The organism is Paenibacillus sp. 276b (genome assembly GCF_900107875.1).
Classification (GTDB): Bacteria; Bacillota; Bacilli; order Paenibacillales; family Paenibacillaceae; genus Paenibacillus; species Paenibacillus marchantiae.
The window spans coordinates 2084939-2101163 of sequence record NZ_FNRR01000001.1 but is presented as its reverse complement, the minus strand read 5'-3'; the positions used below and the strand labels follow the sequence as shown (position 1 = coordinate 2101163).

Below are 16225 nucleotides of genomic sequence, written 5' to 3'. Positions count from 1 at the left end.
TAGCAGCCTTACTATGATTCTTTATGACTTATTCAAACTTGAAATCATCATCCGTCAGAGGTTCTACATTCAGAGTACGGATATACCCGTTGCCTTTTTTAGAGAAAAAGTCGTGCTGTTTGGTATGTGTACTGATTCCATTTAATACAATCGGGTTGACTTCCTCGTCATCAAATAATGGTTCAAACCCGAGGTTCATCATCGCTTTGTTTGCGTTATAACGCAGGAAGGTTTCCACTTCTTCTGTCAAATGAATGGGCGTATATAATTCCTTCGTATATTGCAATTCATTCTGATGAAGAAGCTGTACTAGATCAACCAAACCTTGATACACATCGTTCCGCTGCGTTTCATCAAAGCTTGCGTATATTTCCTGGGCCAACACCCCCACATATACACCGTGAATACTTTCATCCCGCAGAATCAGATCAATGATCTCACCACTGCATGTAAGTTTGCCTTGTCCGGCTAAATAGAGTGGATAGAAAAATCCACTGTAGAACAAATAACTTTCCAAAAGAACGGATGCAGCCATTGCCATATACAGATCTTTTGAAGTTTCAATATTCATGTAATACTGACGTATAATCGTCGCTTTGGTTTGCAGATATGGATTTTCTTCCACCCATTTAAATACACTGTCAATTTCTTCGGTTGATGCCAATGTGGTGAAAATACTACTGTATGATTTCGCATGAATTTGTTCCATCATCGCCATAAAACTAAGTACTGCTTTGCGTTGCAGTCCATCGACATGCTCCATAATCTGCGGCATACCTACACCACCCTGGATCGTATCCAGAAGGGTTAAGCCGCCCAAGACTTTCATATAAGCGTCTTTTTCTATATCACTGAGCATGCCCCAGGTCATTTTATCATCGGATAAAGGAATCTCATCATCGGTCCAAAATTGCATAATATTCTGATTCCAGAACATCAGTGTGAAATCATCATCCGCTCGATTCCAGTTCACAGCTTGAATTGCCGGCATGGTATATCAAACTCCAATCGTAATACCCTAAAGGGAAATTATTTATATTGAACAAGCAATGCATTCTTCCATCGTCAGCTTGTTGGTTCTTGTATAATACAGAGATTTCAACCCTTTATGAGCAGCATACAGGTAGCAGCGAGCCAACTCCCGCGTGGATACATCACTGTTTACATGCAGAATGGTTGAGATGCCTTGATCCACATGCGGCTGAATCTCCGCAATCAAATCAATTACCTTGAATTGATCCATTTGATACGCTGACTTGTAATAGAAGACATTATCCTTTTGCAAATAGGGCATTGGATAATACGTGGTTGAATTGGCATAGGTCCGTGTCTCAATTTGTTCCACGATGGGCATTACACTGGATGTTGCGTTTTGGATATAAGAGATGCTGGCCGTTGGAGCAATAGCCATGCGATAGGCATGATAGAGACCATTTGTCATCACTTTAGACTTAAGCAGGTTCCAATCTTCAGGAGACGGAACAGCAATGGCGTTAAACAATTCTTGTACTTTCGATGTGGTGGGACGGTAATCCGTAGTCACATAACGATCAAAATATACCCCAGTCGCATAGTCCGATTGCTCGAATCCATAGAACCGTTGACCCGTTTGCTCTGCAAACTCCATACTTTTCTCCAGAGAATGATAATTCATGGTCATAAAGAAGGTACGTACAAAATCCTTGGCCTCCGAGCTCTCATAAGCAATCCTGTTTTTGGCTAAGTAACCGTGCAGATTCATGGCACCCAAGCCAACGGAATGCATTTCGGAATTGGCTTTTGCCACACCGGGAGCATTGGCTACATGTGTCATGTCGCTGACGGAGGTTAGTGCGATCATTCCCTCATGAACGGATTCCTTGATCTTGCCACTCTCCATAACATTAACAATATTGAGGGAGGCCAGGTTGCAGCTGATATCTTTGCGAATAATATCCGGTTGACCATAGTCTGTAATTTCAGAAGTTTCTTGGAGCTGGAAGATCTCTGTGCAAAGGTTCGACATTTTGACTTGTCCTACGTTTTTCAAGGCATGTGCTTGATTGGCATTGGTTTTATTAATGATGTAGGGATAACCGGATTCAAGTTGAGTCATCGCTATTTTGGTCAGCATATCCCGTGCGCTGAGCGATTTTTTCTTCTTCACGCGGTCGTCAGCCAGCAAGGTATCATACATCACGTCCAGATCCATATCATCCAAATGTGTTCCATACGCCTTGTAGACACTATAAGGTGCGAAGAGGTACAGGGGCTCATTATCTTGAGCCAGCTTATAGAAACGATTAGGGACAATAAGTCCGATAGAGAGAGTTTTCAGCCGGATTTTCTCATCCGCATTAATCTTTTTGCTATCCAGCAGTTCCATAACGTCCCAACCGAAAATATTATAGTATGCTGCACCAGACCCCTTACGTTGACCCATCTGATCAGCGTAGGAGAAGCCGTCTTCCATCAGCTTGAGAACAGGCGTGATGCCTTTAGCAGCACCTTCAACCCCTTTAATGACTTCACCACGAGCACGCAACTTCGACAGGTTGACAGCCACTCCACCACCGATTTTGGATAACTGCATACAAGTGTTTAGTACATAGTTTATGGAGTTCAGTGAATCATCCATTTCAAGCAGGAAGCAAGAAACCAGTTCACCGCGCCGACTTTTTCCCGCATTTAGAAAAGTAGGGGTTGCCGGTTGAAGACGCTGTTCCATCATAGAACGAGACAGCAAACAAGCCGTATCAAAGTGTCCTTGACCCAGATGAAGTGCTACGGCTGCTACTCGATCCGCATATTGCTCAAGGTATGTTTTGCGGTCATATGTTCTCAATGCATAATCAGTATAGAATTTAGAAGCTGCCATATAGGAAGGAAAGTTATATTGATAGCCACGCGTAATTTCAAATACGGTTCTAACTTGGTCAGCTGTATAGGAAGCATAGAAATCCTCGTAATAATCATGATCAATCATGAATTTGACTTGATCATCAATGTTGGCAAATGCCATACTTTTATCTTTGATTTCTCTCATAAACTCCTCTACAGCCTCTTTATCCTTATGTAACTGGAAGAAGCCATCAGAGTCGCGCTTTAGCAGCATGTTATTTAATTCAATATGACGCAATGCGGCTCACCTCCTGTTCAAAATACTCCACATCTCTCTTGGAGCCCGATAATTCAAATTTACTAATAACCGGGACGTTATAAGATGCAGATATCAAATCTGCACTTTTGGCAAAACGCTCACCCCAGTTACGGTTACCGCTGGCGGCCACGCCAATCAGGTATGCAGAGTTTTTTTGCAAAAAAGAAGACACCTTATCAGGTATCTGTCCAAAACCTGTTGTATATGTCACAAGTACGTACGGTTCATCAATCGTCATTTGATTCTGAATCTGAACAGCCGGCAGTTGAAGCTTGGAAATAAACCTCTTAACATTCCCGGTTATCGAATCATACACAATTAGCACTATCATATCCTCCTTGACAAATGAAAGGTGATCAAAAACAAACACTATATATAGATCTATTTCTTAATTTTATATCAATATATAGCTTTGTCAAATGCTTATCGGTATCAATTTTGTGAAAAACCGGATGAATGGGCTCTATTACTAGGTTTAATAAATTTGTGGCTTAGTAGATATCCATATTCGAAGACACGATATTTGGTGCATGAGAGAATTATGATTGACATTGAGAATTGTTATCATTTAGAATTTTGAAGAAGATTCGAAAAGAGGGATGCGCTATGATGACACATTTACAACAAAATCACCCAGAGGGTGAAGGACAGACAGCAGCAGATCTCGCATGGTATGGATTAAAGAACGTATTCAAGGATTCGGTCGACAAGGCCTATCGTTTGGTATACGAAGAAACACCAGACCATGTCATTCTTGTTGCTGCAAATCGTCACGGCAATATCGTCATTGATGCATACCGCATCCGTTCGTTCCAAATAGTGCCCATTTAGTATTACCAGGCCAACGGGTCGAGACCGTTTATTTAACGGATGGAGAGCAGATCATATACCGGATTCATATCGGCATCATTCCATATGAAGGACAGAAGGTGTCCTCTGAGCATTTGTTGACGGAGCTTGGTAGGTCAATCACGTTTCCAGATGCACAGGTGCAGCAACTTTGCGAAAAAATCGTCTGTTACTGGCATACCGGTGATTCAACAGATCGTTTCGCAAGCCAAACAGGTTTCCAGGACCTGCTGCATCTTCTGTTCAAGAAGCAGAACCAACACGAGAACGCACTCGAGAGAGCACGGAAATACATGCTGCATCACTATCAGGATACAATCACAGTCGAGAACCTGGCCGATGAAGCGGGCATGAGCCGCTATTATTTCATGAGATCATTCAAAGAGAAGTTCGGTCAGAGTTCGATGGACTATCTGCAAGAGATTCGCACCAACGAGGCCAAGCGTCTGATGGAAGCAGGACAACCACTGAAAGACATTGCTCTGTTGGCAGGTTTCAAGGACCAACACTATTTCAGCAGCCAATTCAAAAAGCAGGTGGGATTACCGCCTCGTACATATATTGCGAACAGGAAATGCAAAACAGCCGCGTACAGCTGGCCCAATATCGGGCATTTGCTGACCCTGCAAATCATCCCCTTCGCAGCGCCCATTGATCAGTTTTGGACAGATGATTACCGTCGGAAATATCGTTATGATGTCAAGGTAGCACTCAGCCACGACTATGATTTCAACCTCAAAGCATTGATGCGGGCCAGGCCAGACCGGATTGTTGCATTGGACGAGATGATCCCCGAAGAGGAGAAAGAGAAGCTGCGGCACATCGCACCGGTGTTGTTTCTAAGTTGGCACGGAGAGGATTGGCGGCAACATCTGCGGCGAACGGCCCGTTTTTTGGATCGGGAGAATGAAAGTGAAAGATGGCTTCTTCGATATGAGGAAAAGGTGGAAACGGTTCTTCATTATATTCCTCATTCGTTTCAGCAAGGTAAGCTAATCGCATTAAGTGTGTCTCCCCGGGGCATTCAGATCTGGGGTAGAAGAGCAGGAACCGTATTTTATGACGATTTGAAGATTGCAGCGGCTTCGGGTGTGGATCAGATCGAATTTACCAGATACGTGGAAGCCGAACAGCTTGCTGCATTCGATGCGGACGTCATCATCGTTAGTGTTATGAAGGACCATCATTCCCTGATGGTGTGGGAGAGGCTTCAACATGCGGAAAGCTGGAAACAGCTGCATGCCGTACGAAACCGACAAGTCTATCTGACACAGGGAGGACATTGGTTAAGCGAACCGATCCTGGAACATACAGCCAATCGGCATGAACTTCTGCTTCAGGAAGTAAACTTGCTATTTAGTGCCCGGTAATGGGCGAAAGTAGACATCTTCTTCTATTTTCTTCGCTGAGTAACATCTGTATAATCATCATGTGATAATCATTCTCAATACAGAAATGCGGAGGGGAACTCATGTCTCACACAGAAAATAATGATCTCTTTAGAAGAGATCGTTCAAAAAAGGCTACACATGGAAGGAAACGCGGATTTGCAGGATTGATGCTCCTGCTATTGGTTCTTTCACTTATGGTTGTTGCCTGCGGAAATAAAACAAATACAGCAGGGGAGCAAGCCACAACAGAAACGACCAAGACAAACGCAAGCGCAGCGACTCAAACTGCCGAAGAGCCTCAGACTCAGGTCATCGAACATGCCATGGGCAAAACGGAAGTTCCGCTACATCCAAAACGTGTTGCCGTATTTGGTCTGGAGGATCTTACATTGTCCCTGGGCGTACCGATGGTCTATGCATACGACTTTGATGGCTACTACTTGGATGACCAGCTCAAAGCACTGAACATTCCGCTCGCTGGAAATGCGGATTTCAATCCGAATCTGGAAGCCATCTTGGCAACCCAGCCCGATCTTATCGTGGTTCAGCGAAACGCCATTGATGACAAAGCGTATGAGGAACTGAGCAAGATTGCGCCAACCATTGCCTATTCACCGGATGATTGGGAGAAAACCATTGTGGAAATAGGCAAGGCAACGGGCTTGGAAGATAAAGCACAGGAGGTGCTTCAGGCGAACACCGACAAACTGAAACAGGCCAAGGAAGATATCATTTCGGCTGTGGGCCCGGACAAAACAGTTGTCTTCATGCGTCCATCGGACAAGGATCTGCAGGTGTTCTTTCCGAGCTTCGCTCCACTTATCTACACTGAATTGGGGTTAAATCCAGACGAAAGCGTTGCAGCATTCCAGAAGGATACTAAGGACGATTGGGGAGTCACGACATCTCTAGAGAAGCTGCCTTCTATTGGAGCTGATTATGTGTTTGCCATCTACGGAGGATCGATTAGCACGGAAGAAGAGTTCAATGAGAACAGTGCCGTTGCAACGGAAGTTGAGAAACTTCATGTATGGAAAACGATGCCTGCTGTGAAGGACAACCATGTGTTCAAAGTGTCAGCCAGACATTGGATGATGTCCGGCCCAATTGCAGACGGCAAGGTGGCAGACGATGTGGTAGCAGCCGTCACCGGCAAGAAATAAGCCTGGACATAATCGTTCATACATTGTCTACAATTCAGAGATAGATTATTAAAGGCATGGCTCTATGGAGTCATGCCTTTTGAGTACGTTGAAGGTATGCTGATTACATCAAGTTCACTCACTGGCTTGAGGCTTTACAATGAGAAACTAAGAAAATAACCAGAATATCGCAAAGATTTGGAGGTAAGACATGAACGGGACCCTGCAGCAAAATAGAATATTGATTGTAGATGATGATGAACGGGTCCGAAGACTTCTTCGCATGTATTTGGAGAAAGAACAATTTATCGTTGAGGAGGCTTCGCTAGGCTGGCAAGCCCTTGGGCAGCTTCATCACGGTTCTTATGCCTTGATCATTCTCGATTGGATTCTTCCCGATATTAAGGGAATTGAAATATGCCATTATCTTAGGACCAACTTAAGCATACCCGTCATGTTTCTGACAGCCAAGTCAGAAGAAACTGATCGGCTTGAAGCTTTCAAAGCAGGGGCGGATGACTTTGTCATGAAACCATTCAGTCCGAGGGAGGTTGTGCTACGTATTAAAACTATGATGGCTCGTTATAACGGATTAATCGAACCTGCGCCAAAAGATCATTCAGCGAGCGAGGTGTTGATTTCCTCCATTCTAATCAATCCAACTTCCCGTAGAGTCACAGTAGGACAAGTGGAGATTCATATGACTCCCAAAGAATTTGATTTGCTTTATCATCTGGCGACACACTCGGAAATCGCATTCTCCAGGCAGGATTTGCTGAGAATTGTTTGGAAAGTGGAGCATGAGGAAGATCTGGATTATCGGACTGTAGATACCCATGTGAAACGGTTGCGTGACAAACTATCCGAGTATGTGCCGAATCGGGAAGATCTGATTCAAACCCTGTGGGGGTTCGGTTATATTCTTCGTTTGCCTCACTGATTCTTATCTTGCAGTTCAGGAGGAGAATATGTCTTACAAACAAATCAAGTGGATGATCTTGCTCATTCCCACCTTGACCGTTGGACTGTGGGAGTATGTACGACATCAGTTTCTGCTCCCCTACATATCAATGAATTTGGGCAACTGGCTTACGCCTGTCATTGTATATGTCGTGAGTATAACGTTGTTAACTCGGCTGTTTCTGATGTTGGAACGTATTCAAAAAGAGCTGGAGCATGAGCGTGAAGCCAAAGCCGCATTGGAATCTCGTGAAAAGATGGCCAAGGAACTCCATGATGGAATCGCCCAATCCCTTTTTTTATTATCGGTAAAAGTGGGGCGTTTAGAGGAACAAGCCAAGTTGGATCAACAGTTGGACGATGTGTATTCGATCAAGAAAACGGTTCATGAAGTCAATCGTTATGTGCGTCAGGCCATTGCCGATTTACGTTATGATCCTAACGTTGACAATACCTTCACTACGAACGAATCGGTCACACTACTTGGTCAAATTCGAAGAATTGCCAAAGATATCCCCGTTCAAATCGAACTGGATTGGAGCATCCCGGATGATGCATTTACTGACAAAGAGAAAGTAGAACTGCTCGCTTGTATTCGGGAAGCTCTTTTTAATATTCAAAAGCATGCATCTGCATCCCAAGGATGGATTCAGGGAAATGGGCACAAGAAGTGCTGGAATATCACGATTCGAGATAATGGAAAAGGATTTGAGATGAATCCCTTTGAACGAAAGGATCGATATGGACTGAAAATCATGAGAGAGCGGATGAATGAGCTGAACTATAACATGCAATTCCGAAGGGAGCAGCAGCTTACTGTTGTCGAATTTTCAAAGGATGGTGAGATGTTATGAGCCATACTCGCGTACTTGTTGTAGACGATCACGCTCATGCGAGAGAAGCCATATGTGAAATTTTATCCATGGACCCCAGCTTCGAAGTGATTGGCGTCGTTTCGGACGGTCAACAAGCGATTGATTATACAGAACAGTGGCTTCCCGATCTAATCCTAATGGACATTCAGATGCCAATTATGAACGGTCTTGAAGCAACACAGCGGATCAAATTGGCGTTTCCTTATGTGAAAATTGTCATGATTACCGTCTCGGATGATGTACTACACCTTCTGGAAGCGTTGAAACGGGGAGCTCAGGGTTATCTGCTCAAAAACCTTGAACCCTCCATGTGGCTGGAATATCTTCATTCCATCGTTACAGAAGAAGCTCCATTGAGCCGCGAGGTGGCTTACCAAATCCTGAAGGATGTCTCACTCACGGAGAAAAAAGAACCTGACGTTCCACTAACGACAAGGGAAAAGGATATTCTGTATGGCGTGGCTGCAGGATGGACGAACAAAGAAATCGCTGTGAATTATACAATTTCAGAGTATACCGTCAAGAATCATTTAAAAAATATTTTGCAAAAACTGCAGGTTCAAAATCGTGTTCAACTGACACGTTACGCATTGGAGCAAGGGCTTATTACAGACCATAATCGTCTGTAATAAGCTTTTTTTACTATATCCGTGTGTTCTTTCTATTTTCATGTTAAGTGGATGTGATTTTTCTACTTTTACCACAATGACCTCACAATTTGGACACAAAACGTCCAGCTCTATAGCTAGCTTGAGCTATATGGTAAAAATTTGTTTTTATGTACACTATGAGCAGTGTGTTTCATGAAGGAGGTTATGATGTTTCGCGAACGGATTGTCCTGAGCATATTGCTGCTTATAGGGATACTGTTGATCCCACTATCTTACCCGCTGGACACTGCAAACGCTGCTCCTGAGACCAAAGATGCTATTCCACTCCAGTCAATCATTGATGGTTCTAGACCTGGAGAAGTGCTTGTACTTGAGCCGGGTATTTATTCTGGTCCCGTAAGTATAGACAAGAATATATCCATTCGAGGGGACTCATCCGTAATGGTATTGAATACGGAAGCTGAATCCACCATTACCATTCGTTCAGATGGAGTGACATTGCAGGGTTTCACGGTACGACACTTAACAAATGAACCCACTGCAGCGATTCAGGTTGAAGGAGATCGAGTAGAGATCACGGGCCTGGATATTCAGAGTCAAAGTTTTGGAATCGTGCTGCGGGGTTCTGTCGATGGGCTCATACATAGCAATACCATTTCATGGGCTGGACCGGAGTCTGCTTCCAGTGGTCAAAAGGGGAATGGCATTGATCTGTACAATTCCCATCGTACCCACATCGAAGACAACAAAATTACGGGCATGCGGGATGGTATATATCTGGAGAACAGTCGCAATCTTACGGTTAAGGCTAACACGCTGTTACATACCAGGTATGGCATTCATTGTATGTATATCGATGGCTCTTCTGTTGTGGATAATGTGGGAGAGAACAACAGTACCGGAGCCATGGTCATGGGCGTCAAGAATACGGTTGTATCGGGAAACTCTTTTCGCAAACAGAACGAAAATGTGCATTCACAAGGGATTTTGTTGTATGACGTACAGCAATCCTCGGTTCATAACAATGTCGTGGAAGGTAACCGTGTTGGCATGAACATTGCTGAATCCTCAGGAAATGAAATTCGCGGCAATGTGGTGCTCCGGAATTTCATCGGAATTCAGCTCGTTCTTGCGGAGGATAATCAGTTTACCAGAAACCAATTTGTTTCGAATGTGATTGAAGCTTCAGCGATGGACAGCCGGAACAATGAGATGAAGGAAAACTTCTGGGATTCCTTTCAAGGTCTTGACCTTAACGATGATGGAATTAGTGAACTGTCCTATGGAATTAATCCTTTTTATGAGCAAGTGGTCAACCGGAATTCGGCCTATCAGCTTTTCTTTCAATCTCCAGGCATGATCTTTATGAGCAACTTGTTTACGGAAGGCAAGGCAGAGTGGACAAGCGACAGATCGCCATTAATGAGCATGGAAGCGGTATCACAGACGACGAAGGTAGGTACACAAGTGGTCAAAGAGATAACCGGGGTTTGGATCATCGGATGCATTCTGCTGGGCCTGGCCACTTTTATTATGATCAATATGGGGGTATTACGAAAATGAGAATGAAAACACATTGGAAAACAGTTATGGTGCTTCTCTTTGGGGTGCTGTTATTAACAGCTTGCGGAAAAAAATACGAGGCATTGCCTATCAATGAAGACGTGGATATCTGTGCCATTTGCAAAATGCAGGTGAAAGATGATGCCTATGCCACGCAGCTTACCACGAAAGACGGTAAAAATTATAAATTTGATGACATTGGTTGTATGCATCAGTGGAAAGAAGAGAACGGAACAGATAACATCGGGATGGATTTTGTTCGTGATTATAATGACAAGGAATGGATTGAGTACAGCAAAGCCACTTATGTATATGATGCTTCACTGCGTACACCGATGGCTTACGGCATCCTCAATTTTAAGGATAAACCATCTGCCGAAGCTTTTGTTGCCGAGCAGGGTGTGGGAACCATTATGACCGCTGAAGACCTCGCCTCCCACGACTGGAAACAAAACACAGAGACGATGGATATGATGGGGGAGCATGGGCATTCCGAGGAGGGAATGGGTGAAGGCGTGCATGAAGAAACACATGGAGAAAGCGAATCAACGGAAGAATCAGGCCACAAGTAATGACCAATGAAAATGGTGATGCATGATGGGAGATATGGTACAAGTCGTCCGACGAGAAATGAAAATGGGATTTCGCAACCCTTGGGCATATTCATTTTTGATTCTTTTCTGCGTGTTTAGTCTGAGTTTGTTAATCATCAATTCTCAGAATTTTGTAGCAGGATACTCTGGCACTACAGGTTCCATGTTAAATCTTATTCTTTATCTGTTGCCGCTGATGACCCTCTTTCTGGGCTCGTTCTCGTTGACTTCTGAAAAGGAAGAGGGCAGCTGGCAGCTGTTGTCCACTTACCCCATCGGCACGATGTCTTTTATTGTTGGCAAATATCTGGGGCTGTCGGTTGTATTAATGACGATAGTTACATTCGGATATGGCCTGATGGGACTTCTTAGCGGATGGGTGGGTAGCCCTTTAGATGTTAAGACATATCTTTTGTTTCTGGTATTCTCCTGCGGACTGGTGTTGCTATTTCTGACTATTGCACTGTTCATCGGTTCGTTATCCAAAAATCGCTGGCAAGCGTTAACGATATCGGTATCCGTTTGGTTTTTTGCTGTGATCGGGTGGCCCACGCTTCTAATTTCCGTGCTGGGACTCATGCCGTATCAGTGGGTAAAACCCTTACTCACCGTTCTAACCTTCATCAATCCGGCTGAGTTGGTACGTTTGTTTGTGGTGATCAAACTTGGCGGGGGCTCGATACTGGGACCTGAATATTATCAGTGGGTAGATTGGGTACATCCATCGAGCGGGAGCTGGATCTTTATGGGGATATGTCTGCTGTGGATTACATGTTCTATCGTGGCAGTATACGGGATATGGGAAAGGGGACGTTCCCATGGATAACGTGGAAACAGAGATTGTTGGACTGTGTAAATCCATAAAAAAACAACAGATTGTTGAAGATATATCCTTTCGCGTTTCTTCCGGTCATGTGCTTGCCTTATGCGGCGGAAATGGGGCCGGAAAAAGCACCGTTCTGCGTATGCTTGCAGGTATTCTTCAACCTACCTCGGGTGAAATCATTGTAAACAATATGCGCTGGTCCAAAGAACGAAAGCGATATTCGGAACAGATCGGATATATGCCGGATGATTATCATTTCAACCAGGGTTTGACGGCAGAGGAGGCGCTCCAGTTCTGGGCGGCGTTAAGGAAAGTGCCTAAAGCGCGAGTAACGGAAGTGCTAACCATGGTAGGCTTGGCCGATCAAAAAAAGAAACGGGTCACGACCTTTTCCAAAGGTATGCGGCAGCGTGTGTTATTTGCCCAGGCTCTGCTGTCCAAGCCTCCGCTGCTGATCATGGATGAGCCGACGAATGGACTGGACCCCTTCTGGATGCAGGAGTTTGCAAATCTGATAAAACAGATCAAGGAGGAAGGGCATATGGTCGTGTTCTCCACCCACCAGCTTGAGATCGCAGATGATGTTGCCGATCACATTGTTTTTATGAACCAAGGACGTAATGTGGGAGATGGCTCTACTGAGGACTTTCGTCAACAGTTCGGGTCGCTTCATGCTGCATTTCATCATAGTCTTGGCTTAAAATGAAGGTGAATTTATTGGAAAAAAAGAGTAAAAAAATGAGTGCGAAAATGAGAAGTTTGCTTACTATCCTGATTGGAATGGCTGCTTTACTGATCGCTGTGTGGGCAATTTACCAGGGGACTTCATCATCCGAGCCCAAAATAACCGGTGCCATTGAAGCCGGTGCAACTGCTCCTGAATTCACTGCGGTTAATTCAGACGGAGAACAGGTGAAGCTCTCCGATTATCGGGGCAAAGTCGTCATGATTAACTTCTGGGCTTCATGGTGTACGCCCTGTGTGAGGGAAATGCCAATGATTAAGCAGATTGCTCAGACGTATCAAAACGATGTAGAGGCTCTGTTTGTCAACGTGGGGGAAGCGAAGGGCACCATTCGTGAATTTATGGAGAAACAGCAATTCGATTTCCCTGTTATCATTGATGTGACCGGAAAGGTCTCCGGTCTGTATCGTATCACCGGGTTGCCAGCGACCATGATCATAGATCAGGAAGGTATATTCAGTCACATTTTGCTCGGTGAGTTGACTAAGGATATTCCTTTGCAGCAATGGCTGGAGGAGACCGTACAGCAACGGAATTGAAGCTTTGCAGACTTATGAACAAAAAAAGTCGAGAAGTCGCTCACTATACGAGCGGCTTCTTTTGTTTTATTTTTCCCGAACATCTTGCAAGCATAGTAGAATTGAAAATCGCAATACCACGGTTGTGCCTAATGAATCAATAGCCCCTTTGGGTGCTTTTTATGCTTTTCACCGAGTTGTCAGAAAGAGTTGATCCTTTCTTGAACATTTAGGGACGAAGACGTGTCAGTGATTGAATTGCTAATTCACAAAGATATAATAATTTTAACTATTAGGTCCTGTTAAGTACTTTGGCCCTTCAGTATCAGGTAAAACACAGCTCGCCAACCCATGCTCAGTCCAATAACTATGTGTAGCAATGCACAATAATGGTGTGGTAAAGCTCCTTCGTCACTTACTTTGTGAAAAAATTCTCTTTGTACATACAACGATGGAGGAACGGTTTGTAGATAAACTCTGAACCAGTCTAGTGGGGCTTCTATCAACCTGATAAAGAACGCAGTCCAAGGGCTGACTGACCTAATAATTAAAAGATTCAAATCAGTACGAAAATCGAACAGAGTTTGAAAGGAGGCAGTAAACAATGGCAATCGATACGGTGATGTGGAGCAAGCTGGTGACAGGTATGACGCTGGGCTTCCACGCTATTTTTGCGACACTTGGCGTCGGTATACCTCTAATGATCGCAATTGCAGAATTCATGGGGATTCGCAAGAAGGACCCCCATTACACACTGATGGCGAAGAGGTGGTCAAGAGGGTTTGTCATTTCTGTGGCGGTTGGTGTGGTGACCGGTACAGCGATTTCACTGCAACTGGCCCTGGTGTGGCCGAATTTTATGAAACTGGCAGGCAATGTCATTGCACTCCCACTATTCATGGAAGTGTTTGCGTTCTTTTTTGAAGCGATCTTTCTGGGCATTTATTTGTATACGTGGGATCGATTCAAAAATCCATACATTCACTGGCTGCTGACGATTCCAATCGTCACGGGAGCAGGCATGTCGGCTGTGTTTATTACGACGGTGAACGGCTTCATGAACCAGCCTGGAGGCTTTGTCATGGAAGCAGGCCAATTCACAGCGGTTAACCCAGTGGAGGCGATGCTGAATACGGCGACGTTTTCCAAGGTGTTTCATGTATTAAGCTCAGCATATTTGACAGGAGCTGCCCTGTTAGCCGGAATTGCAGCCTTCTCGCTTCTGAGAAAAGGGACATCTGCATACCACAAAAAAGCCTTGAATCTCATGATGGCGGTGGTTCTGCTGTTCGGCTTACTGAACACGTTAGCGGGAGATGTGTCCGCCAAGTTTTTGGCCGAGCATCAGCCGGAGAAACTTGCAGCGGCAGAATGGCATTTTGAGACAGAAAGCGGCGCAGATTTGATTTTATTGGGATGGCTGAATGCAGAGCATGAAATTATAGGAGCTCTTCACCTGCCGAAACTGCTCAGCTTCCTGGCCTTTAGTGACTTTAATGCAGAGGTTACCGGACTGGAGGAGTTCCCGGAGGACGAATGGCCGCCGCTGCTCGTTCACTACCTGTTTGATTTAATGGCCGGAATCGGATTTACGCTGCTGGCTATTTCAGTTCTGTATTTCCTGTTTGTATTCTGGAAAAAGCGCAATGAGCTGAATAAGTGGCTGCTTGGGATCATAGCGCTAGGCGCACCGATGGCTTTTCTCGGGGTTGAGCTGGGATGGTTCTATGCTGAACTGGGACGACAGCCGTGGATTATTCGGGGATATATGCGTGTGGAGGAAGCTGCCACTTCATCACCCAACATAAGAATGATCTTTTTCTTCTTCCTGCTTCTCTACATCGTTCTGGGAGTGATGTGTGTTCTCGTACTAAGACGTTTATTCAACAATAATCCGGCAGAAGTCGAGATGGAGAAATGGATGAAGGAGAAGCGCAATCCGTCTACAGAAAAGGGTGAGCTTGCATGAGTTACGAACTGATTGGCATTTCGGTACTCTGGCTGTTCTTGTATGGCTATTTAATTGTTGCCTCCATTGATTTCGGGGCGGGTTTCTTTGCCTTTTATGCACGCTTGACGAAACAGGATCACCTGATTAATCGTCTGATCTCCCGTTATTTATCACCGGTATGGGAGATTACCAATGTATTTTTTGTCTTTTTCTATATTGGCATTGTCGGATTCTTTCCGGACACGGCGTATTATTACGGATCAGCACTGCTCGTACCGGGGAGTATTGCCGTCATTTTGCTCGCCATTCGTGGGTCGTTTTATGCTTTTGAGAACTATGGTTCCAAAAATAACATCGTGTATCTTTTTCTATATGGAGCTTCGGGATTGCTGATTCCAGCTTCGCTATCAGTGGCGCTAACGCTGTCTGAAGGTGGTTTTATCGTGAAGCAGGGTTCGACGGTTTCGCTGGATTACTGGACGTTGTTTACCAATCCGTTATCATGGAGCATTGTTGGACTGGCGATTGTGTCCGTATTGTTCATTAGCAGCTCATTTCTAGCCTTTTATGCATCGCGGGCAGAGGATCACTCTGCATTGAAGCTGGTACGGACCTATGCCCTGTTCTGGAGCACACCGACGATTATCATCGCACTGACTGCATTTATTTATTTGGGACAGCACAATGAGCGACATTTTCAAAATATGATGGATTTATGGTGGCTGCTTGCACTTTCCGTTGCATTCTTCATGATTGCGATGTGGCTGATCTATAACGGACGCCGCTACGGATTAGCGTTTATATGTATCATGCTGCAATTTTTCTGTGCCTTTTTCGCTTACGGAATTGGTCAATATCCTTATATCCTTGATCCGTTCATTACAATTCAAAACAGTGTAACCTCACCAGCGATGGGCTTCGCACTAGTTGTTGTCTTTATCGGTGGCATGTGTATGTTGATTCCTTCCTTGATTCTGGTTTTCAAACTGTTTCTGTTTGATGCGGATTATGTAAAGGGAAAAAAATAAATTGAATCCATTATGCGATGTAAGGTAGTAATCT

16 protein-coding genes and 1 pseudogene are annotated in these 16225 nt (G+C 44.5%); 14 read left to right on the top strand and 3 right to left on the bottom strand.

Going from position 1 to position 16225, the window contains the following annotated elements:
* Nucleotides 1-28: 28 nt before the first annotated feature.
* From nrdF to nrdI, 3 genes are read right to left on the bottom strand one after another with little or no spacing between them, the layout of a single operon-like run.
* Complete coding sequence (gene nrdF, locus BLV50_RS08845) at nt 29-991, bottom strand: class 1b ribonucleoside-diphosphate reductase subunit beta (protein WP_090807055.1); 963 nt, start codon at nt 989-991, stop codon at nt 29-31.
* 42 nt (nt 992-1033) lie between these two features.
* Nucleotides 1034-3118, bottom strand: coding sequence for a class 1b ribonucleoside-diphosphate reductase subunit alpha (nrdE, locus tag BLV50_RS08840; RefSeq protein WP_072733260.1), 2085 nt, complete (start codon nt 3116-3118; stop codon nt 1034-1036).
* Nucleotides 3105-3464, bottom strand: coding sequence for a class Ib ribonucleoside-diphosphate reductase assembly flavoprotein NrdI (gene nrdI, locus BLV50_RS08835; RefSeq protein WP_063562791.1), 360 nt, complete (start codon nt 3462-3464; stop codon nt 3105-3107). The genes nrdE and nrdI overlap by 14 nt, the downstream gene beginning before the upstream one ends.
* Nucleotides 3465-3748: 284 nt before the next feature.
* Here nrdI and BLV50_RS08830 point away from each other — a divergent pair, with 284 nt between their 5' ends.
* From BLV50_RS08830 to BLV50_RS08770, 14 genes and pseudogenes are all read left to right on the top strand, one after another.
* The gene (locus tag BLV50_RS08830) at nt 3749-3970 is read left to right on the top strand and encodes a hypothetical protein (protein ID WP_218135380.1); all 222 of its coding nucleotides are present in this window, start codon (nt 3749-3751) and stop codon (nt 3968-3970) included.
* A 311-nt stretch (nt 3971-4281) separates the two neighbouring features.
* Nucleotides 4282-4506 (top strand): annotated as a pseudogene (locus tag BLV50_RS33745) (helix-turn-helix transcriptional regulator); the annotation flags it as partial.
* Nucleotides 4507-4602: 96 nt separating this feature from the next.
* Nucleotides 4603-5358 carry an ABC transporter substrate-binding protein gene (locus BLV50_RS33740; RefSeq protein ID WP_371129238.1) on the top strand — a complete coding sequence of 252 codons (756 nt, stop codon included), beginning with the start codon at nt 4603-4605 and terminating at the stop codon, nt 5356-5358.
* A 188-nt stretch (nt 5359-5546) separates the two neighbouring features.
* Entirely contained in the window at nt 5547-6542 is a 996-nt protein-coding gene (locus BLV50_RS08820) for an ABC transporter substrate-binding protein (RefSeq protein WP_256337901.1), read from the top strand.
* A 190-nt stretch (nt 6543-6732) separates the two neighbouring features.
* On the top strand, nt 6733-7461 hold the full coding sequence (locus BLV50_RS08815; protein WP_063562789.1) for a response regulator transcription factor: 729 nt from the start codon (nt 6733-6735) through the stop codon (nt 7459-7461).
* 28 nt (nt 7462-7489) lie between these two features.
* Nucleotides 7490-8335, top strand: a complete 846-nt coding sequence (locus BLV50_RS08810; RefSeq protein WP_090807048.1) for a sensor histidine kinase — start codon at nt 7490-7492, stop codon at nt 8333-8335.
* Complete coding sequence (locus BLV50_RS08805; protein ID WP_063562787.1) at nt 8332-8985, top strand: response regulator; 654 nt, start codon at nt 8332-8334, stop codon at nt 8983-8985. The genes BLV50_RS08810 and BLV50_RS08805 overlap by 4 nt, the downstream gene beginning before the upstream one ends.
* Before the next feature lie 189 nt (nt 8986-9174).
* On the top strand, nt 9175-10530 hold the full coding sequence (locus tag BLV50_RS08800; RefSeq protein WP_256337900.1) for a NosD domain-containing protein: 1356 nt from the start codon (nt 9175-9177) through the stop codon (nt 10528-10530).
* 2 nt (nt 10531-10532) lie between these two features.
* Nucleotides 10533-11102, top strand: coding sequence for a nitrous oxide reductase accessory protein NosL (locus tag BLV50_RS08795; protein WP_371129237.1), 570 nt, complete (start codon nt 10533-10535; stop codon nt 11100-11102).
* Nucleotides 11103-11127: 25 nt separating this feature from the next.
* Nucleotides 11128-11949: an ABC transporter permease gene (locus BLV50_RS08790; RefSeq protein ID WP_090807043.1), complete on the top strand. Its 822-nt coding sequence runs from the start codon at nt 11128-11130 to the stop codon at nt 11947-11949.
* A complete protein-coding gene (ccmA, locus tag BLV50_RS08785; RefSeq protein ID WP_090807041.1) occupies nt 11942-12655 on the top strand; it encodes a heme ABC exporter ATP-binding protein CcmA in 714 nt (237 codons plus the stop codon). Before BLV50_RS08790 ends, ccmA begins: the two co-directional genes overlap by 8 nt.
* Before the next feature lie 32 nt (nt 12656-12687).
* On the top strand, nt 12688-13233 hold the full coding sequence (locus BLV50_RS08780; RefSeq protein ID WP_256337898.1) for a TlpA family protein disulfide reductase: 546 nt from the start codon (nt 12688-12690) through the stop codon (nt 13231-13233).
* Nucleotides 13234-13816: 583 nt separating this feature from the next.
* A complete protein-coding gene (locus tag BLV50_RS08775; RefSeq protein ID WP_090807037.1) occupies nt 13817-15181 on the top strand; it encodes a cytochrome ubiquinol oxidase subunit I in 1365 nt (454 codons plus the stop codon).
* Nucleotides 15178-16191 carry a cytochrome d ubiquinol oxidase subunit II gene (locus tag BLV50_RS08770; protein WP_063562783.1) on the top strand — a complete coding sequence of 338 codons (1014 nt, stop codon included), beginning with the start codon at nt 15178-15180 and terminating at the stop codon, nt 16189-16191. Before BLV50_RS08775 ends, BLV50_RS08770 begins: the two co-directional genes overlap by 4 nt.
* Nucleotides 16192-16225 lie beyond the last annotated feature (34 nt).

Excerpts from the sequence above, each read along its gene's own strand:
- BLV50_RS08810 (WP_090807048.1), top strand. The coding sequence starts at position 7,490 with ATGTCTTACAAACAAATCAAGTGGATGATCTTGCTCATTCCCACCTTG.
- nrdF (WP_090807055.1), bottom strand. The coding sequence starts at position 991 with ATGCCGGCAATTCAAGCTGTGAACTGGAATCGAGCGGATGATGATTTC.
- BLV50_RS08780 (WP_256337898.1), top strand. The coding sequence starts at position 12,688 with ATGAGTGCGAAAATGAGAAGTTTGCTTACTATCCTGATTGGAATGGCT.
- BLV50_RS08790 (WP_090807043.1), top strand. The coding sequence starts at position 11,128 with ATGGGAGATATGGTACAAGTCGTCCGACGAGAAATGAAAATGGGATTT.
- BLV50_RS08775 (WP_090807037.1), top strand. The coding sequence starts at position 13,817 with ATGGCAATCGATACGGTGATGTGGAGCAAGCTGGTGACAGGTATGACG.
- BLV50_RS08770 (WP_063562783.1), top strand. The coding sequence starts at position 15,178 with ATGAGTTACGAACTGATTGGCATTTCGGTACTCTGGCTGTTCTTGTAT.
- ccmA (WP_090807041.1), top strand. The coding sequence starts at position 11,942 with ATGGATAACGTGGAAACAGAGATTGTTGGACTGTGTAAATCCATAAAA.
- BLV50_RS08800 (WP_256337900.1), top strand. The coding sequence starts at position 9,175 with ATGTTTCGCGAACGGATTGTCCTGAGCATATTGCTGCTTATAGGGATA.
- BLV50_RS08805 (WP_063562787.1), top strand. The coding sequence starts at position 8,332 with ATGAGCCATACTCGCGTACTTGTTGTAGACGATCACGCTCATGCGAGA.
- BLV50_RS08830 (WP_218135380.1), top strand. The coding sequence starts at position 3,749 with ATGACACATTTACAACAAAATCACCCAGAGGGTGAAGGACAGACAGCA.
- BLV50_RS08815 (WP_063562789.1), top strand. The coding sequence starts at position 6,733 with ATGAACGGGACCCTGCAGCAAAATAGAATATTGATTGTAGATGATGAT.
- BLV50_RS08820 (WP_256337901.1), top strand. The coding sequence starts at position 5,547 with ATGCTCCTGCTATTGGTTCTTTCACTTATGGTTGTTGCCTGCGGAAAT.
- BLV50_RS08795 (WP_371129237.1), top strand. The coding sequence starts at position 10,533 with ATGAAAACACATTGGAAAACAGTTATGGTGCTTCTCTTTGGGGTGCTG.